This window comes from Rickettsiales bacterium (assembly GCA_025210695.1).
GTDB lineage: Bacteria > Pseudomonadota > Alphaproteobacteria > Rickettsiales > CANDYO01 > CANDYO01.
Genome location: JAOARE010000045.1, coordinates 1 through 21,679, shown reverse-complemented (window position 1 = coordinate 21,679; position 21,679 = coordinate 1). Strand labels below are relative to the sequence as shown.

The 21,679-nt window shown below is 31.5% G+C and carries 15 protein-coding genes; 4 read left to right on the top strand and 11 right to left on the bottom strand.

Annotated elements, in window-relative coordinates; translation table 11 throughout:
• The coding region (locus N4A31_07350) for a hypothetical protein (GenBank protein ID MCT4636031.1) at positions 1 to 998 on the bottom strand (998 nt) is incomplete at its 3' end.
• A 58-nt stretch (positions 999 to 1,056) separates the two neighbouring features.
• Positions 1,057 to 2,274 (bottom strand): MFS transporter, encoded by a 1,218-nt coding sequence (locus N4A31_07345; GenBank protein MCT4636030.1) that lies wholly within the window; start codon positions 2,272 to 2,274, stop codon positions 1,057 to 1,059.
• Between the two features lie 133 nt (positions 2,275 to 2,407).
• On the opposite strand from N4A31_07345, the gene N4A31_07340 reads away from it, so the two are divergent.
• From N4A31_07340 to N4A31_07325, 4 genes are all read left to right on the top strand, one after another.
• Positions 2,408 to 3,229, top strand: coding sequence for a LuxR family transcriptional regulator (locus N4A31_07340; GenBank protein ID MCT4636029.1), 822 nt, complete (start codon positions 2,408 to 2,410; stop codon positions 3,227 to 3,229).
• 25 nt (positions 3,230 to 3,254) lie between these two features.
• Positions 3,255 to 9,872 (top strand): NACHT domain-containing protein, encoded by a 6,618-nt coding sequence (locus N4A31_07335; protein MCT4636028.1) that lies wholly within the window; start codon positions 3,255 to 3,257, stop codon positions 9,870 to 9,872.
• The gene (locus tag N4A31_07330; protein ID MCT4636027.1) at positions 9,865 to 13,080 is read left to right on the top strand and encodes an ankyrin repeat domain-containing protein; all 3,216 of its coding nucleotides are present in this window, start codon (positions 9,865 to 9,867) and stop codon (positions 13,078 to 13,080) included. Before N4A31_07335 ends, N4A31_07330 begins: the two co-directional genes overlap by 8 nt.
• A gap of 487 nt (positions 13,081 to 13,567) precedes the next feature.
• A complete protein-coding gene (locus N4A31_07325) occupies positions 13,568 to 13,876 on the top strand; it encodes a cupin domain-containing protein (protein MCT4636026.1) in 309 nt (102 codons plus the stop codon).
• Positions 13,877 to 13,979: 103 nt separating this feature from the next.
• Here N4A31_07325 and N4A31_07320 read toward each other — a convergent pair whose 3' ends face one another.
• The 9 genes from N4A31_07320 to tnpA form a co-directional block, all read right to left on the bottom strand.
• The gene (locus N4A31_07320) at positions 13,980 to 14,540 is read right to left on the bottom strand and encodes a transposase (protein MCT4636025.1); all 561 of its coding nucleotides are present in this window, start codon (positions 14,538 to 14,540) and stop codon (positions 13,980 to 13,982) included.
• 125 nt (positions 14,541 to 14,665) lie between these two features.
• Positions 14,666 to 14,935 carry a hypothetical protein gene (locus N4A31_07315; protein ID MCT4636024.1) on the bottom strand — a complete coding sequence of 90 codons (270 nt, stop codon included), beginning with the start codon at positions 14,933 to 14,935 and terminating at the stop codon, positions 14,666 to 14,668.
• A 340-nt stretch (positions 14,936 to 15,275) separates the two neighbouring features.
• Positions 15,276 to 16,316, bottom strand: coding sequence for a rod shape-determining protein (locus N4A31_07310; GenBank protein MCT4636023.1), 1,041 nt, complete (start codon positions 16,314 to 16,316; stop codon positions 15,276 to 15,278).
• Positions 16,317 to 16,372: 56 nt separating this feature from the next.
• Complete coding sequence (gene fsa, locus N4A31_07305) at positions 16,373 to 17,032, bottom strand: fructose-6-phosphate aldolase (protein MCT4636022.1); 660 nt, start codon at positions 17,030 to 17,032, stop codon at positions 16,373 to 16,375.
• 81 nt (positions 17,033 to 17,113) lie between these two features.
• Positions 17,114 to 17,677 (bottom strand): GNAT family N-acetyltransferase, encoded by a 564-nt coding sequence (locus tag N4A31_07300; GenBank protein ID MCT4636021.1) that lies wholly within the window; start codon positions 17,675 to 17,677, stop codon positions 17,114 to 17,116.
• A gap of 175 nt (positions 17,678 to 17,852) precedes the next feature.
• Positions 17,853 to 18,491 (bottom strand): protein phosphatase CheZ, encoded by a 639-nt coding sequence (locus N4A31_07295; GenBank protein MCT4636020.1) that lies wholly within the window; start codon positions 18,489 to 18,491, stop codon positions 17,853 to 17,855.
• Positions 18,492 to 18,495: 4 nt separating this feature from the next.
• Positions 18,496 to 18,879 carry a response regulator gene (locus tag N4A31_07290; GenBank protein ID MCT4636019.1) on the bottom strand — a complete coding sequence of 128 codons (384 nt, stop codon included), beginning with the start codon at positions 18,877 to 18,879 and terminating at the stop codon, positions 18,496 to 18,498.
• Between the two features lie 196 nt (positions 18,880 to 19,075).
• Positions 19,076 to 20,575 (bottom strand): NTP/NDP exchange transporter, encoded by a 1,500-nt coding sequence (locus tag N4A31_07285; protein ID MCT4636018.1) that lies wholly within the window; start codon positions 20,573 to 20,575, stop codon positions 19,076 to 19,078.
• A gap of 437 nt (positions 20,576 to 21,012) precedes the next feature.
• Positions 21,013 to 21,456, bottom strand: coding sequence for an IS200/IS605 family transposase (gene tnpA, locus N4A31_07280; GenBank protein MCT4636017.1), 444 nt, complete (start codon positions 21,454 to 21,456; stop codon positions 21,013 to 21,015).
• Between the last annotated feature and the right edge of the window lie 223 nt (positions 21,457 to 21,679).

Genomic DNA, 21,679 nt, shown 5'->3' with positions numbered 1-21,679 from the left:
TTAGAGGATATACTATACTCTTGTAACGACTGTAAATAGAGTTGCTTCATTTGTTGAAATAATTCTTCATGTTCATCTAGTATGATTCCATATCTAAGAAGCATTGCTTCTTGTTTTCCTATGTTATCTTGGTTATTTGCGACCATATCTTCAAGATCATCGATTCTAAGACTATCTATTTCCGAATCAATTACAGAAGGACTTATAATTGTATACCTTGGAAACATATGGTCTTTTTGCACTGAATCTTGAATTATGACTATTTGTTTATTAGGAGATATCTTATTATTCATTCTAATGTATTCACATAATGAGACAGCATTATCGGCAGATATTGATGATATTATACTTATTTCTTCCATACTATAATCAAACTCTATAGAAACGGGGACTAGAGCTTGTTTAACACTATCAATTTTACCTGCATTTATGTCATTTCTTATTTCTTTTTCATATATAAAATAATAATTATCACTTTGTCCTATTATTTTCACTTTAAAGACATCATTGCTAAAAAGCTTCTGTTGTAAAATTGCAAAAATAATATCATTTGATGTTAATGTTTCGATATCATTGTAGTGATTGCTTCTTATATAACTTATAAATTTTATCATGGCAGTTGTAGCAAAAGCACCAATCTCCTGAGGAGTTCTAAGTGTATTTAAATGATCTTCTATATGGATTGCTACTTCTTGAATTGCCCTAGACAACATCTGTTGCGTCATTTTATCAGAAAGGGCAAATAATCTATTAACATTAATCGAAGTTATATGATGTAAGTGACCATTCCATATGTCATTTAACCACGAAACTACTTCAACGGTGTCTTTTACTATAGGTAAGACTTTAAGGGGAGTTAAATTATCTTTAAAAGGAGTGGTCATTGCTGGAACTTCTTGTCCATTTTCCATAGCTTTCTGACGTTCTATGTAATTCCAGGTATATTTGACAAAGTTATCATGAAATATTTTGAGTTTTTCTATGTAAGTTAATGACATAATGATATTTCTCCCGAATTAAATTTATATTTGTTTTACTATATATAGTATTTTCTCTTTACTTAATGTTAATCCATGTTAGGTAGACCCAATATATTAGGGATATTAAAACTATAATTGCTGATGGTATGTATAAATCGTTATATTTCTCAAACAATAAAATAGTTACTGGCAATAGCAATATTGCCCCTAACTTACCAGTGCTATAAGCTGTTGACACTTGTTTATATCGATTATTAACTTCTGATATACTTTGTGTCCAAGCGTGCAAAGGACCAACTAAAGCAGCAGACAAAATTACAAATATTAATTTAGCTACTACTATTGCTATAATCGTTTTTATCTCAACAAGCACTATAGCGGGCATAATTAAAAACGCCACCAACAGCGAAGCTCTCTTCATTGCTGTAGCAGGTTTATATCTATCAGATATCCAGCCTACAAACAGCAAAAGAAACATAAAAACTACTATCATCGCACAATTAATAATCATTATTTCTTCTGTACTAATACCAGTATAAATTGGAAGAAGCACATTAAAAATACGACTTGGGAAACCATATAATATACCACTCAAAAGCGCAGCTAGAGCAATTGCGATAAATATTGAAGCCTTATAATTGTTTTGAGCTAACTTACTTTGTTTAGTATATATCATAGAAACATATGCAGGTGTTTCTACCATATTACTTCTTAAAAAATAAGTTAACACAGCAAATAATAAACTTAGACAATAAGCTAGACGGAAATACTCTTTACCAAAAAATAATATAGTGGTTGCTGTTAATGATGCAACTAGCACTCCAAACACTGTTGCAAATCCATATATGCCACTAATTAATCCATGTTTCCTTGTATTATTTTCATGCTCTAAACAATAAATTGCCCCTCCATTATACTCTCCTCCTAAAAAGAAACTCTGCATTGCTCTACATAAAGCAAACAATATTGCTGCATAAATACCTATATCATTATAAGTTGGAATAATTGCTATCATAAATGTGATAAATGAGGTACCAAGCATACTATAATACATTGCTTTCTTCCTTCCTTCACTATCACCCATTCTACCAAACACATACGCCCCTGTTATTTGGCAACAAGCAGCGAATATTTCAAAAGCAAAGTAATAGAAATAAGCTGATAATTTATCAAAATTAGGAAGAAATACTTGTATAAGCACCGGAGCCATGTAGCCGTATAAACTTATATCATAATATTCAATAGTTGTACCCATAATGGCTGGAATATACTTTTTATTAAAATATTTTCTCATATTTTCCCTCAATAAAATTTCGACTAGCCACTCGTCAGAGTAAATAAATTTTATAAAATAATCAACTTTTACTTGCCTATAGGTTGAATAAAGACTAATCTAGATTTTCTAGCATAAATTGTGCAGGGGATTTATGAGTAATTTAGAAAAAATTAACAAATCAGCTCTTGAATATACTTTACACTCTATCCCTCGTATGAAGGAACTGTCTAAGCCGTTGCATGAATATTTTGGAATTAATAGCTTTGGCTACATGAGAACATATAAAGATTGTAAATATCTGTCCTTATTAGATGGACATGAAGGGTTTGTAAATTCTTTTTATGAGCGTGCTAAAAAATCTGATCCTCATTTTATAAAAGCCCTACAGAACACTCCTTATGGAGAGCCTAGCTATAGCTTATGGCCTGTGAATTGTTCCTCATCAAACTCTCCTCCAATATTATCGCTCTTAAATGCGCATGACCTCTGGCATGGATTCCAGATTACTTATCGAAGAGAAGAATATTGTGAAATGTTTAGCTTTACTTTTAGTAAACAAGCGGGGGATAGATCTGCGTTCTACATGGAAAATATTCCTATTTTACATAAATTTATTGCTTCTTTTAAAACACAAGCCGCAGATCTTATCGAAAAGCAACATAAAGATAATCTAGCATTGTACCCAGAAAAATTTTGTACAGACTACATAGATAGCAATAACTACAAACAGTTTTTGCTAAATCTAGATAAAAGCTTAACTCTAAAGGATTTAAGTGGAAATATCGCTCACCTAACTTATCGAGAATCAGAATGTCTTAAAATTCTTGTAAAAAATAAAACATGTAAAGAAATAGCTAACATGCTCGAAATATCACCAAGAACTGTAGAGTTACATATACAAAATATTAAGCAAAAACTGAAAATTAATTTTAAAAGTCAACTAATTGATATTTATGCAAATAATTTTTATTAAAACCAGTTAAATAATAGGCTCAAAATTGCCAATAACTTATAGAGAAAAATTAAAAATTTTTCATGATACATTTATTAAATATGTTTGTTTTTATATAGAACGACAAAAAATAATGGATCATGGCTTTGATGTTCCTTCAGTTACAAATAACTTTAAAGAAAAGCTTGAACCCATAAAAGTAGTTCCACTACTAAACGTTGCTGCCTTAGCACTTGATTTATGGAACAGTAGAGATCAGTACGCTCAAATAACAAACATTAAAAAGCTATTCTCAATAGAGGATCGACAGCTTAAACTATTTCTATCTGATGGTATTAAGGAAGTAGCTATTAATTTTGAGTCAGTTTTGGATGAAACTAAAGATATTCATAAAATAGGATTATTTGCTTCTAAAGCGGCAAAGAAATTCTTGAATAACTTTCAAGTAAATAATGAATTCAATGCAAAAACTGTATCCACTACTATATTAAAGCAATATAGCTTGCTAACTTCTAGAGGAGGAGATCTGTTTGCAGCTCCCCCACCTAATGAAAGCAAAAACTACTGTTTTATCTTTGAAGCTGACTTACTTGAATATATTAACTTTCCTAAAACACCTCATATTACCTTAAGCTTATTTTTACGTAAAAAGTATAATTTGCAACCAGAGATTCAAATTGTTCTGAGAGGGGAGACCAGCGAAGAAACAAGACTGCAACTAGATCTTAGTTACCTAAATTTAAATGGTTATGAGTTTGATACAGAAATATTCAAATTAGATATACTCGAATCGTCATTACAAAGAATACAAGCTGCAAAATTAGTTGAGACATCTACTCCCAAGGCTAATTCTTTAAGTACTAGACTCAAAAAAATTTATAGTTTACAAGACACCCTGCCTAAACTCATTAACGATGACGCACTCCCAGCTCAAAAAATAGATGATTATCATGTTAAACTAGAACTAAAAGATAACTCTAAAAGTATACCAATCGACCCCGCTCAGATGTTTAAAGCAGACTCTCAAGATCAAACAGTAGAAAAAATACTGCTAATAGCAGGGTCAGGCATGGGCAAAACCTCTTTCGTCAAAAGTATAACTTATAAATGGGGAAAGCATGGCTTATTCGATAATAAATTCACCTACTTATTTAAGATAGATTTACAATTATTCTTTGGCGATTGGTCAGAAGATTACTCTAAGGAAGACATAAGAAATAATATTTTAAAGTGCTTTGTTGATTATTTAATCCGACAGGAAATCCAGAGCGTAGATGATCAATTAGCGCCAGAAGATCAAATAAAAACAACAGAAATATTTAATATTCTAGACAACAAGAATCAAGATAAAATTGTATTAATTGTTGATAACTACGGTACTATATCTCATTTAATATCTCAATCTACAAGATTAAGAAGTCTTATTAACCAATTATTCCAATTTAAATATATGGTAGTAACCACCAAACCAAATGCCTTAAATTCTATTACCGAAGAGAAATTCGATAGAAAAATTGAGAGCGTAGGATTCAATGGCAAAGGAACGATAGAATATGTAAATAGATTCTTTGCTAATCAACAACAGAATATAGATAAAGTAATTATAAAACACTTTCAAAGAAATAACGACCAAACACTATTAAGTTACCTTGCCAGTAAAAAAGATAAAAGAAATCATCAAATACATCTCCAATTGAAAAAGATTAACCTATACAAGAATATCGAATCTCTAGAAGATGAAGAAAGTATCAGAGTAATCATTAGGGAGTACTATTACCAAGCGAGAGATGAACTCATCCAGCTAATTCGAGATAATATTCACATAAGAGAGTTAACTACTTCTCCTCTAGCTCTCACAATATTATGCCTAGTGACATCTGAATATAGCGATCTCGCGAGATTTAAAGCAAATTTTAATATCATTACGTTATATCAGGAATTTATCCTCTGGCTAGGAAAAAGATATATCATTAGAAATAAGAAATTATCAATAACTAGCGAAGATATTTCTCTTGATCGAGTATTAAGTTTAAATGAATTTAATATCTTACAACAAATAGCCTATGAAAGCCTGGAAACTGATAAGTTAGTAATAAGTGGACGTTTTGTTGATAAACATACCCATGCAACACAATCTGTAACTATACGAGAAATATATAACTTTGGATTACTAAAGACAGAATACCATGCTGCAAGTCACTCCTTGATTGATCAAATATATTTATTCATTCATCCAAATCTTCAACAATTCCTTGTAGCTAAATTATTGCTAGATAAATTGGCAAGTGATAATGATAAGATTTCAAGAAGCACTGCAAATTTCATTGCTCATCATAGGAATGAACCAAAATACTTAATGACTCTAAAGTTTATGGTAGGTTTAATTCAAGCGCAGGACTCATTAGTAGCAATAAAATTCTGGGACGCTATCGTATGTAATGTAGATGGCTTTCTCGAATTGGGTACAGAATATAAAGCAACTTTACTAATGCATCTGCTAAAACAGGCGGGACTCGATAAAAACACAAAATATTTTATTACTCATAAAGAAGCAATAGAGAACTTTATCGATAAAGCCGTAATGAAAGATGACGAAAGTTTTCTAAGATGGGGAGATAAAATTAAAAATACAGGATATTTATCCAGCTCCATGCTGGAATATATCTTAACAACAATCAGAACCGTTACCCCCCAACAAAGCCAACATTTGATAGAATGGGAAGAAAGTGAAAAAAGCGAGTTAGATAACTCCCCACCAATAATCAACTCCTGTTTTATATTTCAACCTCCACTCTTAACAATTAAAAAAAATTTTATAGACATCTTATATAATTTGGTAGCTAAATTTGCCCATTACCAACTCTATAATAATAAAATGGTATTTTATACCCTAAAGCCCTATTTATCTGATAGTCTCTCAGATTGGCAAACAATTGAATTAGTCATCAAAACAATTACAAATCTTATTAAAGTTAACGGAGAATATTATTTAGAACCTGATGAAACAAAAGAGTTACTAACTGAATCCACCGCACTAGTTGGCAACAAAAATTTAAAAAATTCAGCAATTATTTTAATTAAAACAATTATACAAACTGCAAATGATCAGAATATTATAAACTTCTCAATTTCCCTTATTAGAAATAAGCTTAGTGACAATATTGCTATAGAGATAATAAGCAGACTAACTGATAGCTATAATAATCTAGCAAAGACAACCTTTGAATTACTTATGTTTAACATAAGAACCTCCAATTATATTGATTGTTGCTTAGCAATGGAAGCTATAGGAAAATTACCTTCTGTTGTTTGTGATCCCGATAATTTTATAAAAATTATAATAAAGAAAATATCTTTACTTATAGAAGACAATGAACCCTTTAATGATGAAAGAGAATTTATCAATTATAGACTAATGCAAACTATTCAACAGATAGTTTTAGATAATATGCTAGAAAGCTCCACATCTTCATTTATCAAAGAGATTATTGAGCCACTTTCAAAACATCCTAAGAAGCCTACTGCTTCCTATGTAGCAGCCACAATTATTTCTGAATTAGAGCAACCAAAGACCGTATTAACAAATGACAAGCCAGATTATACCCTATATCATAGAATGCCTCTTAACCCTCTTGAAACAATATCTTCCAGTAGCTATGACTGTCAACACACTTCTCAAATAAATTTTATAGATTTATCACTAGAGTCATTATCTAATCTCCTAAGACATTATGATCCTGATACCAGGTTTCCCGCAGCAAAAAAATTAAATGATATTTTATCTAGTAGTGCTATTGAATTAAAAAGTATTATATTAAGTAATCTAAAAACTTTACTTTCCAATGCTTCTGAAAAAGAAAATTCAGGGATCATTTATGCAATAGCTCAAATCTCTAGTAACAATGAAAAACTCACAAATGATGGCTTAGGTATATTAACACCTCTCTTAACTTCAGATAATTATAGAACTCTTTATAGCTCAGTATTTGCAATTGCTAAGATTTCACAAAAAGTAAAAATACCACAAGAAATATCAACCTTAGTATTAGACAAATTATTATCCTTATTAGAAAAAGATCATTCATCATTAACCTATAATATAATTCTGGCAATCGGAAATATTGCAGTTTCAGCCATTGACCACAACCATCGTTCAATCATCATTATCTTGGATAAATTGATAGCTTTTGTGAATCCTGTTCAAAGTCATCTCCAATTATCTATGTCCAGTTTGGTAAGGCATCAAACATATTCTCACTATCAAACCTTTAAATTATCTACAATCTTAGATTTGCAACAATCTCCAGAATCTAGCACCAAAAAACCAAATCCCATTAGCCAACCCTTAATAGAAATCTCTGCTAATCCTATTGATCAAACTCCAGACATAGAAGATATAGTTCCTTGCATTAGTTGTTATAAAAATAGTCTAAGCAAGGTAACTATGTATTCCTTAGTTAGAATAGTAAAAGAGAGAAATTATAAAGCTAACAAAATGATATTAAGAGAACTAATTTATTTAGCTGAACATTCTGAACTTAGCCAAGAGTCATCTTATATTATTACCAAAATAATAAACCTTCTACCTTTAAATCAAGCAGCAAGATACCTAATGGCACCTTCACAACAAATACATCAAATTACTATAAAGGCTATAACGATAAGATTAAGAGGAGAACTAGAAAATGATGAATGGAGCGACCAAATAGAAAACTTGTTAAATATAATAGGCGCTAAAATATTAGAAGAAGAATTAAAACTCCACCTGCATGAATCAGCTAAAAAATATCTAACAAGAATTATTCACAATATTGATAACCAGAAGTTAGAGTGGCTCAACAATAACTTTGAGCGACTGGTTAAATTATCTAGCCATACCCCTCATATGATGACTGAAGTTTATCACTTTGTATTAAGAGACAGAATAATCTCTCAAGAAATTAGTAATTTTATACTAAATTGTATTACCATACTTGGCTTTACTTTCACAATTAGTAAATCATCATCAGAGCCTAAATTTACAATATTTTGCACTGAAAGCTACATATTTTATGGAGAAGAGAATTTACAATATTTAGAAACAATTGCAAGAGTTGCCATAGAGCAAAGTGATAACCTATTGGCCCAACAATATACAAAAAACACTCCTATATTTCATAATACTGGCTCTGCTATTAGAATATCCGCATGCGACATACAAGAAATACAAAGTATTGTCACTTACAGAAGATTAACTGTTGATATGTGGGAAGTGACGATGCTAGATAGTATAACTGATAAAATTCTTTTATTAGAAAGAAGAAATTTCTTTGGAGAACATGAAATATATAAAATACGCTTGCAAGGTGCTGATCTCGCAACAATAAAATTCACTTATCATCCTAATGATATAAGAGATCTAATACAAAAAATTTATGGTGGAATTCAATATAGAAAATCGGAAATAACAATAGATAAGCTTGAAATTGAAAGTGGATATAGGATTCTTTCCTTAGTAAACACTTCTCCACAAATTATAATAAATCTCATTAATAGTAATGACTTTTCACCAATTACAGATTCTGAATCCCCACTTACCGATTCTCCCAAGATTTGCAGAGAAGCCTCTGATCTAGAAGATTACTCTGACCATTCTTCTAAAAAACACAAAATAAATCACAACAATGAAGCTATAACAAACTCAGATAGCGATTCTTCTAATCCTTTAAAAAAATACAAAACTGCTTCTGGTAGAGGTATAGAAACATTATCGTCTTATTCTTCAAACTACAAAAGAAACCCAGACACAGATTCAGACGTATTCATGTTGCATCATATAACTTATGATAATCCACCTCCTATTTATTCAACAGATAAAGAACTCTCTCAATTTTCAAAGAAAACAAAACCCGAAACAAAACATGAGCACCACCAATCAACTCCTATTTATAATGGCAACTTATTCTTACTATCTTTGACATTTAAAAACCTTATCGAAGAAGCTCCAATAATAAAATACTTTTGGAAGAATATGCTACAAATTCCTTTAATTGAATTACCAGATGTTATAAATAATGATTTATTTTGGATAACAACTCATTACGTAACTTGTCAAACAGGTCTATTTTCAATTACAGGACAAACTCAATGGCAAACTTGCCTACCAGCCACAGTTCCTTATACAATGAGATTACTTACCTATAATTTCTTAGCAGAGCAAAAACAATCAGAACTTTTAAATAGTGAAGATAGATACATAAAAAACTCTCAAGATTTTGTTGAGAAATGTTGGTTTGATATCTCCATGCAAACAGCCCTAGGACTGTCCTATACAACGCCTCTTCTTCCTGCAGGCTTAGGAGGTCTAAATTGTTACTACTTGCATAATCAAGAATCCATTGATGATTTATCTGGTCAAGAAACAATAATACCATATATAACATCCATATACGCTGGATACCTAACAATATCTAGCTTGCGCTTTGACTTTAATACAGAGACGGAAATTCTATTAAGTATAGACGGAACGTTTACCACTATAAGATCTATGGTTGTTGTTCATGATATAACCACATTATTACTTTTAACCACCCAAGAGCTAAGGGCCCCTGCATATGACTTTATAATAAATACTGTTGGTGATCTATATGATTACTATTTTAATAACGGAGAAAATTATGAATAGTGAACCCCCCTGTAAAAAATACGATCATACTTCCCAAAGACGTGAAAAAACATTCACGGCCTTTAGGGACAATACTGATGAAAAAAATCAAACATTTAAAATAACCAAAGAATTCCTTGGTGGTTACTTACCACCATTAATACATAATTTAACTATTACAGTTCAAGACTGGGGAGTAGGTGATGGTCATCTATCTGGTAAGATAGCAGTACTAATGCAAAATTATACAAATAATTCAAATATCAGTGTAAAAGAAATCAAATATGAAGGGATAGATAGATCTATACAATTTGTTCAAAACACAACCAACCGCCTCTTCTCCTTAGGCATTAAAAATAATAACATAGTTCTAGGTAATATTTTTGGTGGTGGGATAGATAAATTATCAAAAAACCCAACATTACTTATTGCATCGCATGTACTATATTATACTAAGGATATTAAAAAATTTGTTGAAAATATTACAAAACAAATGGGATTCATTGCTATTGTGATCGGCCAAGCTTCTGGTTCTTTCGTAGACTACACTGGTATAGTATATGATAATACAACAGGAAAATCTACTGGTGCTGACAAAAAAATGGATGCTGCACTGGACGAACAAAACAAATTTAATAGCATCAAAATTATATATAACTCTGTACTCGATTTTCCTAAAAATGTCTCATTTGAAGAGTTAAAAAAAATATCTACAAGCGATTTTGATGATCTCGAAGGAAGGGACGCACATATTCGTTATCTACTTGAATTTACCGGAGGCTCCATGGAGCGTTTAATCTGTGAGGGATCCTTAGAAAATTTTCTTCAAGATGTCCAAACTCAACTTAATAACACTGGAGGTAATATAAACTGCTGGAATTTTATATCTATAATTGTACCAGAAGATAAATTAAGTATAGAAGAACTTACTGGTAAGTTACGTGAGATGGAAAAGCTTATATTATCTGGAAATATTACTTCTTTTGAATCCGCTATTAAAGAAGGTAATTATGAAATTATCTATACTTTATTCAATCAAGGTCTAGTAACATGCAGGCTACGCGATTATAAATACAACCTTCAAAAAGATATAATAGATAGATTATTCGCCTTTTTCCTATATGAATTGCGACTTTCTCACGGATATCAGACCGTAGCGAATTTATTTAATTACGAATTAGATCCACATGCTAACTTTAGAAATTATACCCATCCAGCAATTCATAGAATGAAAAGCATCAAATATAATTTTAATATGGCTTTCGAAGATAAGATAACAAAGGAACCCGATTCTATTAGTTCTCCTGGAAGGAAATATAGTGAATCATTCGATAATCAGTGGTTCCATAATCAATACATATGCACTGCTTTATTAATCATTCCACCTATAATTATCGACGATCGCACAACTCGTACTTTATTATCTTTAAGTATGACATTGATGTATTATAATTTATATCAACGATTTATTTTTACTAGTGAAAACGCAGTTAATGCAATAGATGGAGAAGCTTTACTTTTCCAGTTATTTCTTTTTGAAGAAGAGAACATAGGTAGTTTGAAGCCTCAGGATTCTATGGGACGAACTTCACTTCATCATGCAATCATAGCAAATGATACCAGTAAAGCTTATAAACTATTATGTTGTGACTCAGCGTTAGTCAATGATCTAATTAGAACAAAGGATATTAATGGCAAACTTCCTATTCATTATGCAAGTGAACTTAATAATATGGAAATTGTTGAGATTCTGCTAAAAAAAGATATTTCCTCTAATGAAGAAAGTTTCAATTTTATGAGATCCATTTTTGACGGTATCTTTTTAATAAGCAAGTTAGGATACTTATATGGATACTTCACAGGATGGGTAGTAAATAATAACTTATATCCTGCTGTGGTACTATGGCCTACTTATTATTTCTTAAAACAAAATAATATAAGATTTCCTGAGAATATTTATTTTCATTCTTTTCTGCTAAGATTAAATCCCTTTGGACGAGAAGAGAGTTATTTAAACAAAAGTAGTGAATCATATGAGAGATACAACAGAGACAATGCACTACACTTCGCTTCTAGAAACAACCACACAAAACTCGTAAATTTTTTAGTTGAAAGAAACGGAACCTTTATAAATAATTTGAATGCTAATGGCGAATCTATATTACATTTGGCAGTCGATAATAATAATTTGGAGTTGGTAATATTCCTTGTTGAGCATCAAGCCCAGATAAATAATCGAGACACATCTTGGCCAATTTATCCTTTTGCAGATTTCACCCTAAAATCTATATTATTATGTCTAAGCTCGGACAATATACTTAGAATATTAAGTGACTCTCTTTTTCTTAACTCAGTCTATGAAGAACTGTTTACTGCATTTGTAAAAAATAAGGGGACAACTCCTTTACACTCAGCGGCCTTAAGCAAGCACACTTCAAATGAAACTTTAGAGATTTTGATTAACAATGAAGCAGATCCTGACTTAACAATGGCCTTTTATGATAACTCAAATATACAAATTATTCCTTATGTTATTACCAAAATCATTATTTTTATAGCCAGTTTTTATAATACTAAGACTCCTATAACTTATAAATTATTGTTATTAGGTGCCAGCCAAATTCTTATACCTTATAACCTAGAAAATCTAAAACCTATTGATCTAGTGAAAGACGAAAACACCAACGAAGAACAATGTATAAATAAAGATAGTAATAAAATCTATGAATTACTTAAACAATATGGCGTTCTTAACTTTGATAAAAGTATCGACCAATTTAATATGATAGAATCCTCTCTTTACAGATTAGGAGTTATTCCACTAGATAGTGGAAACAAAAAAAATAGCGAATTATATCAATATTTAAAAAAATATACGATTTTTCATGATTATAAAACTATCACAGAATTTAGTCCATTTGAACTTATGCTGTATAAATTAGGGCTTATTTCTGACGATGATACTATACACATAAAAGAACCTGGAGCTTATAAAGGAGGGAGTGGCAGTGATACTTTCATTATTGATGGTAATATGTTTACAGGCCAAATAATTATAAAAGACTACTCTCCTCCAGAAGACCAAATAATATTCAACAACTGTAATATAGAAGAATTCAAATATAGAACTGAAGAAGTTTTAAATATAGAATCTACTATTGCCTATATTGATAATGAATTAGAATTAATTTTAATAGGAGTAGAACAAAACGAGCTAAATTTTAGTTAAGCTTTAAGCTAATAATTTTGTGATGTAAACAAGATTATTAGCAGTTCCTACGCAAAATCATCGTCTAATTCTAGAACTCCAGCTCATATATATTTTTTATATCCTATATATTTATTTTTTAGAACACAGAATAATTTATTAGTCACAACAGTAGGTAAAGATTCAATTTCATCTTTATTAATTTCCAAAATATGCAGCAGCTCTTAAAATTCCTTCCGATAATAAAACTTTCTGTTCGTCAGTTAAATCATTATCCCCCTAGCTTATGCTTTACTTGTATAAATATATACCCCTATTATATTTTTGGTAAGCGAAGATAGCAAACCTGCTCCCGCAGAGACCAACTCTAATATTGCAAATATATTCTGGAAGTTCCCTTATTGAATTAACCTCTATCCATTAATATGAATAAGTAGTTTATACGTATTCATTAAAACATCTAGAAAAAGTATAAATACAAATACTGCAACTAAACAGGAGACCTATAATGTTTATCAAAGATCTAGATCAAGATAACATTCTTCTTGATGAAAGATTCTATTTTTATCCCTTGCTTCCTTTTATTTCTGAAAACCAAGAAGCTAACTGGAAACTAAAATACATTAAAAATTCTGCAGAAGAGGTGTTGTTTAATAATACAAACAACAATGAAGAACTTATTATTGTTTTGAGTGGCTCTGGGGTGATCACAATAGATCTAGAAACTACTAGAATAAAAACTGGAGATCTCATCCATATTCAGAAGAATACTACACACTCTGTAGAAAATGTTGATCCTAAAGAACTGTTATACTAAGTTGCTATCTAAATATGAGGAGCTACCCAATTGAATCCTGTTATTGATTTTATGATGTCCGTCCTACTTTCGTAAAAATTCATAGCTTCTACTAATCTATCCACTACAGCATTAATTGAGTTGAACACAAGATTGGTAAAAACTTCTCTCTCATTTCTTCCCACATATTTTCTGATGGGTTAAGTTGAGGGCAATAAGCTGACAAATGTAAGAGTTTTATGTTATTTGGAACCTCCAACACACCTGAGCTATGACATGGAGCTTTATCACATATTAGTAGAATCAATTCATTTGGATAACGAACAGAAAGCTCGGAAAGAAAAACATTCATATTTTTTGCATCTATATATGGAAGTATTAAAAAATCTGCTGCTCCATCACTTGGACAAAAATCTCCATATGCATAAACATATTCTCGGACTATTTGTTTTCCAATCTTCGCCCTGAACTTAGCTCGACACCAGCACCTCTTTGGATCATTTATACGACCGAATCTTGCCTCATCTTGAAACATTACTTTCAAGCACAAACCTTTTTCTTTGGCTTCAATTAAGCTGTTTTGAACCATTTGTGGGAAGTTTTTTAAAACTATCCATCGCTTTTTGTTATTTTTGGGATGATTAGGTCTTGGTACAATTTTGCGCCATCCACGTCTTTTTAGCATTCTATAGATAACGTCTTATTTACAGATTTACCAGCTAAAGCTTCATAACGACTCTTTATACTGCTAACTCCAAGAATCATTCCTGAATCTCCAGCTTCTGTAATGTCAGAGATAATTGATTTCTCTTATTGTAAGGTTAGATTATTATGATATCTTCCTCCTCTATTTCCTAAATCAAAAGCTGCTTCACCCATTTGTCTGTATTTAGCATGAATATACCATATATAACCTTTACTTAATCCAACTATTTTAGCAATATCTTCTGCTTTTAGGGCGTAACAAGATTTTAAATAAACTGCCTGAATATACTTTGCTTTTGCTAAATCTTTTGTTTCTGATAATAGATCTTCCAACCTTTTGTTATCACATTCTTTACAAAACGATTTTTTATTCATCTTTAATTATTATGCTTTAGATATTATGCGCCCCTAAAGTATAATATACTAATATTTAGATAGCAACTTAGTATAAGAAGTGCTCACCATGATGGACATGAGTTTTCTTATTGTAATCATGAAGTTATAGATTATACAGTTTGATTATCTATTGTTGGGGTAACCTATGCAACATCAAACCATGAATACGCTCCTTTATTAGTTAATGTATTCTTTAATACAGATGCAATGTTATATGGAAAAGGTCCTCCAGTTGATAATTTAAGGTTATATACTAGGAGGTGTGTTTTAGTACATTAACTTTTTCTAAGTTATTACTTCTCAAGCAAGAATTATCTAGTTAGTCTTGCTTGAATAATACATGTTTTAATTTGCTGCGCTCTTCTAGCGCCCTTCCGGTTCCTTTTACCACACAAGTTAAAGGGTCTTCTGCTACAAATACTGGCAGTTTTGTAGCTTCCCTAATTACATGGTCAAGATTATTTAATAATGCTCCGCCGCCGGTCATTACAATCCCTTTATCAACTATATCAGAAGATAACTCTGGAGGAGTGCATTCTAAAGCTGTTTTTATGGCTTCAATTATTTGACTTACAGGCTCAATTAGGCTTTCAGCAATCTGATATTCAGTTAAAGTTATTTCTTTAGGTACTCCATTTATTAAATCACGGCCTTTTATCTCTATTGATTTACCTTTCTTATTAGATGGATGACAGGCAGAACCAATCTCTTGTTTGATTCTTTCAGCACTAGACTCTCCAATTAACAAGTTATGGTGACGACGAACATAAGAAATGATTGCCTCATCCATTTTGTCTCCACCAACTCTAACTGATCTTGCATATACTATGCCACCTAAAGACAGAACTCCTACTTCTGTGGTCCCTCCACCAATATCAACGATCATAGATCCAGTTGGCTCAGTAACTGGCAATCCTGCGCCAATAGCAGCGGCCATTGGTTCTTCAATAAGAAATACTTCTCTAGCTCCAGCGCTTTCAGCAGCTTCTTGAATGGCTCTCCTTTCTACCGGTGTTGAACCGGATGGTACGCATACAATAATTAACGGTCCTGTAAAACTTCTACGTTTATGCACTGTATGAATGAAATGTTTGATCATTTCTTCAGCGCCTTTAAAATCAGCAATAACCCCATCTTTAAGAGGACGTGTTGCTACGATCTCTGCGGGAGTTCTTCCTAACATCATTTTTGCTTCATGTCCAAATGCATATGGATGAAAATTTCCTCCTTCATTTATTAAAGCTACTACTGAAGGCTCATTCAGAGCAATTCCCTTATCTTTGACATAAACCAAAGTGTTAGCAGTGCCGAGATCAATAGCCATGTCTGAAGAGAGCATTCCTATGAGTTTTAAAAACATAATTTTTACCAATATTAAAGATTTATAAGATTAGCTTACTAAATTTACACAATAGTTCAAGGTATAATTTTTTGCCCTGTTTTTTTCCAGTCTGCTAAAAAGAGACTTAATCCTTTATCAGTTAAAGGATGTTTAATGAGTTGTAACAAAACTTTTGATGGAATTGTTGCGATGTCGGCTCCCATTTTAGCAGACTCTATAATATGAGTGGGGTTTCTAATGGATGCCACTAAAATTTCTGTAGTGAGGTTAGGGTAGTTGGAGTAAATCTGGCAAATTTCTTCAATTAACCCTAGTCCATCGTGACCTATATCATCTAAACGTCCAATAAATGGAGAGACAAACTTAGCCCCCGCTTTTGCTGCTAATATAGCTTGAGAAGCAGAGAAACAGAGAGTTAAATTTACCATAATATCTTTATCAGCAAAGAATCTGCAGGCTTTGAGTCCATCCATGGTCATGGGTAATTTAACAGCTATGTTTTCAGCAATAGAGCTTAGTCTCAATCCTTCTTTTATCATGTTTTCATATTCTGTGGCGGTAACCTCTAAACTTACAGGTCCTTTTACTATAGAACAAATTTCTTCTGCTAAAGTAAATAGATCTTGACCAGATTTAGCAATTAAGGATGGATTGGTGGTAACGCCATCAAGTAGACCATATGAATTAAGCTCTTTAATTTCATTTATTTCTGCGGTATCGATGAAAAATTTCATTATTTATTAGCTCCTCAAAAACTATACTTATTATTTTCAATTGTGATAATAGCAGAGAAATTACGATGTTAATAGTAAACTTTAAGAACAAAGGGCATACATGTAAAAATCTTTTGCTTCTTGCTGCAACACTCCATATTTTCTTAAGATACCTTCTTTGATATAGCCTGATTTTTCAAGTACTTTAATTGAAGGAATATTGTCAATAGCTACAGTTGCTTGTATTCTCTGAGCTTTCATAGTATCTAAACAAAAGTTTGATATTGCTCTTATGGAGTTAGTCATAATTCCTTTGCCCCAATGATTGTAGTCTAGATCATAACTGATTTCTGAGCGGTTGTGAGTTTTGTTCCAATAATTAAACCCACATGTACCAATTATTTTATTAGTTGTTTTTATTGTAATAGCCCAATAGAAGCTATGACGATAGTCAAATAATTTCCCCCAATATTCTAGTTCTATTCTAGCTTTTTCTATGTTTTCTGGTATGTCATCATTAGATAAGTATTTAGTTACCTTAGGTGAAGTTATATAATTAAAATAATTGATGTAATCTTCTTCAATAGATATTTTCCTTAGTATAATACCCCCTAGATCAATGACTGGGAAAAATTCAAAGATATCGTTTTGGTTGTTATTGTTCATATTTAGAAAATTATTGTAAATAAGTAAGTAATTCTTAGCTCTTATCAATATGATAATACACATCATCTATGATTGTAATCTTTCTTCGCTAAGTGGTTCGTAAATAAAGGTGATTTTATTATCTTTTTATTCAATATGAAAGCAAAAATTTTTTCTTTTTAGATAAAAGAAATCATTATAATTTAGATTCCGGTAGACTACTAAATAAATTATCAATTTTATCTTGAGATGGTCTCTCTTCTTCTTTCTGAGGTCCGTTGAGTAATGAATCTGCTGTAAGTTTTGAAGATAGTTTATAATTGGGGCCTAGCTCAATAGCAATTTTATTAACTGTTGATTCAATTATGGATAATCGTTTTATTATTCTTTGAATAATTTGTCCGGTTAGGTCTTGGAAATTACATAATTCAAGAATCTTTATTGAGTGAGATAATAATTCTTCTTTTAGTCCTGGGGGAGATATTTTAGCGCTAATTTTTCCAATTTCATCAGAGATATCCAGTATTCCTATTACAGATTTTTCTGTTTGGGCGATCACAGAATGCAATTCTGTGGCAATTTCTGGAATAAAATTATCTTGAAGAATATTATTCCCCATAATAGAGATATTTTTTTTGAGGCCAGTTATTTGTTGAGAAATTATATCTATTTGACCATATATTATTTTGCGTTGTTCGCTAGACACATAAGAATCTACGGTAGTAAGAAATTCTTTTGTTAATTTGTTAACTTCACTTTGCGCGATAACTCCAGAATTAGCATCTTGTAATTTTTTTAGCTCTGTTGATAATATATCTGTCCAGTGATTTGTCATATTTTTAGAAAGCTCCAAGAACACTAGCTAGTTTAGTTTTTAAAGTTTCTGCGTTAAAAGGTTTTACAATATAATTACTTACGCCTGCTTGTTTAGCTGCAATAACATTTTCTGTTTTGCTCTCTGCAGTAACCATTATGAATGGAATATTTCTTGTTTTTTTATCTTCCCTTACGCTTTGTAACAATTCTAATCCAGTCATTGGCTCCATATTCCAATCGGATATAATTAAGCTATAATTCTTTTCTTTTAATTTTACGATTGCTTCAGCTCCATTAGCAGCTTCATCTACATTGTTAAATCCTATTTGTGAAAGTAGCCCGCGAATGATTCTTAACATTGTTTTATAATCATCAACAATAAGTATGTTGATACTCATATCTACCATAATAACCTCCATGAATATTGGCATTAAATTATAGAGTATTAGATGATTATTAACATTAAGTTAACGTGGGCGATAATATGTTATGTTTTATTTCTGGTAGTTCTTTGTTAAGTTTTTTTATAAGGGAAGTTAAAGCTTTTTAGAATGTTAATTAGTGGATCCTTGCAATGGGAATTGCAAGGATCCAGAAGTTAATTTAAGAATCGTTTTTTTCTTTCATTTTTTCTTCAAATAATTTACTTAAAGCGAAGACTGCCATAATCCAGCAAGCCATGATTACCAAGAAAATATATAATATATCTTCGGTTAGGTTGCTTAGGTTGGCTCCAGGAATTAGAGTTATTAATAAAAACTGGATCATTGCTCCGCCTGACTTACCAAGTCTAGCTCCAGTAACATCAACTACTGCTTTACCCTTGCTTTTCAGTTCACTGTCAAGAGGAATGTAAGTCATTTCCTTAGTGGGGTCGAATAGAGAGTATTTCGTTGATTTACTTAGTATGTTTTGTGTTGCTCCCATAATTACTGCCATCATCAAAGATGTAGTTCCAATTAAGGTTAGGGCTGCTTCAAACATACTTCCTGCAAGGATGAGTAAGAAAAACAATCCGCCAGTTATTAGAATCATCAAAGGAGTTAAAATAGCGCTGGTACGCCATTTAAAAGTTCTTAAAATATAAACACCTAGTATCATTCCTATCATTGATGCTACACCTGTCCATATTTGGAAACTACCCATGAATGCGCTGTAGTCATTTTGTACAGGAAATTGAATTTTCAGCTGGTTTTTCCAAACTCCTTCAACTAAGTTGATACTAACACCGTAGGTTAATACTAAAACAGCAATTAGGCCAATATATTTTGATTGAAAAATATATTTAAAACTTTCAATTAAAGACATTTTTGGCTTATTCTTTTTCTTGTTTACTTCGGCATTTTTATCAAAAAATCTTGGGTCTGTTAGTACAAATTTGTTCATATACCAGAAGATAGCCATCATGATAAGACCTGCGACAAACACAGAAAACATCATTGACTGTAATGTGCTCTCCCATGCTCCTAAAGGATTTGACAGACTAGTATTTGAGATAGATGTATATTTCTGAATAATTCCAGCAGCAATTAGACCAATTTGTCCTATAGCTCCAAAGATAGTATAAGTATTTTTGGCTTCGCTCACTTTATAAATATGGTTAGCAAACTGCCAGAACATTAAAGATAGCATCGCGCTTCCCCATAATTCAGCCATTATATAAAACAAAGATGAGCTCCAGTGAGAAACCATTAATAAAGGCAACTTTAGTGATGGATAATCTGCAATTATATCGCTTAAATCAATGTCTAGGCTTTCTCTTATCGGATATAGAAGGAAAGCGTAAGATGCAAAAAAAGTAATAAAAAATGTAGTTAAGGCATAGAATAGTTTTTGACTATTCATCATATTTGTTAACTTTGAATATATTACAACAAATACTACTGACGAGGGAAGCACCCCGAATAATTTTAGCGCGCTAAGAATTTCAGCCCCAGATATTGGAACTACAAGAGTATCTTTAGCCCCTCTCACTACGCTATAAACAAATATTATTATTAAGAATATTATAGAGGTTGGTAAAACTTTTTTTAAAATATATTCTTGATTGTCTCTAAAACTGTTGTAATAAGACTTTAAAAGATTAATAGAACTTGATGTCATTGACTTATTCTCTTTAAAAATTGTGATTAAAAATTTCGAACGACGCATTATATAACATTATTATAACAAGTCAATTGAATATTAACAAAAATTTAGGCAGTGTTTATTATAGATAGACTTCATATGAAATCTGCTTATTAAAAAACATAACCAGAGTTAATCTGAGCATCTCAATGCATTTACTAAATCTTTTTGTTCTGCGATTTAGGCGCGCCAACATATCACGCATCGATGAATTAAAACTTTCTACAAGGCACGTCTCTGACTTACTGGAGATACGCTTGTTTGCTAATTTATAATAACCATACGAAGGATTCTTATCGGTGCATAAATATTCTATTGAACCGCATTCTCCTTCAATTTCAAGCGCCAACTCTATAAAGTTACTTTTGTTGCCATTGCCTATTTTAAACTACTCGGCCCCAAGGGACCGAGTTTTAGAACAAGCCTAACTGCTTGGCCCTCTTCTCTTCCTTGTCCATTTCCTTTAGCTGGTTTTGAACATACGCACGAATTACTTCTTCATTGGCATTACCTATTGTTTCTACAAAATAGCTTGAAGTCCATAGTTTACCTCCCCAGAAAAATTTCTTTTTGATATCTGGATGAAACTTGAAAAACATTCTAGCTGAAACACTTTTTATTATCTGCATTATATAACATGGGGCTACTCTAGGTAATGACCGTACTACCATATGAATATGATCGGCAGGTGCTTCTAATTCAACTACCTCTATGTTATAATCATAACCTATCTTTTTTATTATTTCTTTTAGAGTACTTCTATACGGCTCTTCAAAAACTTTCTTTCTATATTTTGGTATCCATACAAAATGATACATTATACAAAATACATGATGGCTATTTCTCTGTAATTCCATAACTTCTAGCTACATCGGTTACCTCAACCAATTATACAGCTATCCATCACGGGGGCAAGCCCCCATGATTTTCGCTACGCGGTTAAATAATGTAAAATATTCTAATATTTTTTTTGATGATTACCTGACCTGTAAGGGTACTTATGACAGCATTATATGGCCATCTAATCCACAAAATGAATGTATGCAAACCTATTTTGATCATGGTTATTGGCATGGAATA

What these genes read in the sequence shown, in the direction of transcription:
- N4A31_07345 (MCT4636030.1), bottom strand. Translation starts at nt 2,274, where the DNA reads ATGAGAAAATATTTTAATAAAAAGTATATTCCAGCCATTATGGGTACA.
- N4A31_07340 (MCT4636029.1), top strand. Translation starts at nt 2,408, where the DNA reads ATGAGTAATTTAGAAAAAATTAACAAATCAGCTCTTGAATATACTTTA.
- N4A31_07330 (MCT4636027.1), top strand. Translation starts at nt 9,865, where the DNA reads ATGAATAGTGAACCCCCCTGTAAAAAATACGATCATACTTCCCAAAGA.
- N4A31_07325 (MCT4636026.1), top strand. Translation starts at nt 13,568, where the DNA reads ATGTTTATCAAAGATCTAGATCAAGATAACATTCTTCTTGATGAAAGA.
- N4A31_07320 (MCT4636025.1), bottom strand. Translation starts at nt 14,540, where the DNA reads ATGCTAAAAAGACGTGGATGGCGCAAAATTGTACCAAGACCTAATCAT.
- N4A31_07315 (MCT4636024.1), bottom strand. Translation starts at nt 14,935, where the DNA reads ATGAATAAAAAATCGTTTTGTAAAGAATGTGATAACAAAAGGTTGGAA.
- N4A31_07310 (MCT4636023.1), bottom strand. Translation starts at nt 16,316, where the DNA reads ATGTTTTTAAAACTCATAGGAATGCTCTCTTCAGACATGGCTATTGAT.
- fsa (MCT4636022.1), bottom strand. Translation starts at nt 17,032, where the DNA reads ATGAAATTTTTCATCGATACCGCAGAAATAAATGAAATTAAAGAGCTT.
- N4A31_07300 (MCT4636021.1), bottom strand. Translation starts at nt 17,677, where the DNA reads ATGAACAATAACAACCAAAACGATATCTTTGAATTTTTCCCAGTCATT.
- N4A31_07295 (MCT4636020.1), bottom strand. Translation starts at nt 18,491, where the DNA reads ATGACAAATCACTGGACAGATATATTATCAACAGAGCTAAAAAAATTA.
- N4A31_07290 (MCT4636019.1), bottom strand. Translation starts at nt 18,879, where the DNA reads ATGGTAGATATGAGTATCAACATACTTATTGTTGATGATTATAAAACA.
- N4A31_07285 (MCT4636018.1), bottom strand. Translation starts at nt 20,575, where the DNA reads ATGACATCAAGTTCTATTAATCTTTTAAAGTCTTATTACAACAGTTTT.
- tnpA (MCT4636017.1), bottom strand. Translation starts at nt 21,456, where the DNA reads ATGGAATTACAGAGAAATAGCCATCATGTATTTTGTATAATGTATCAT.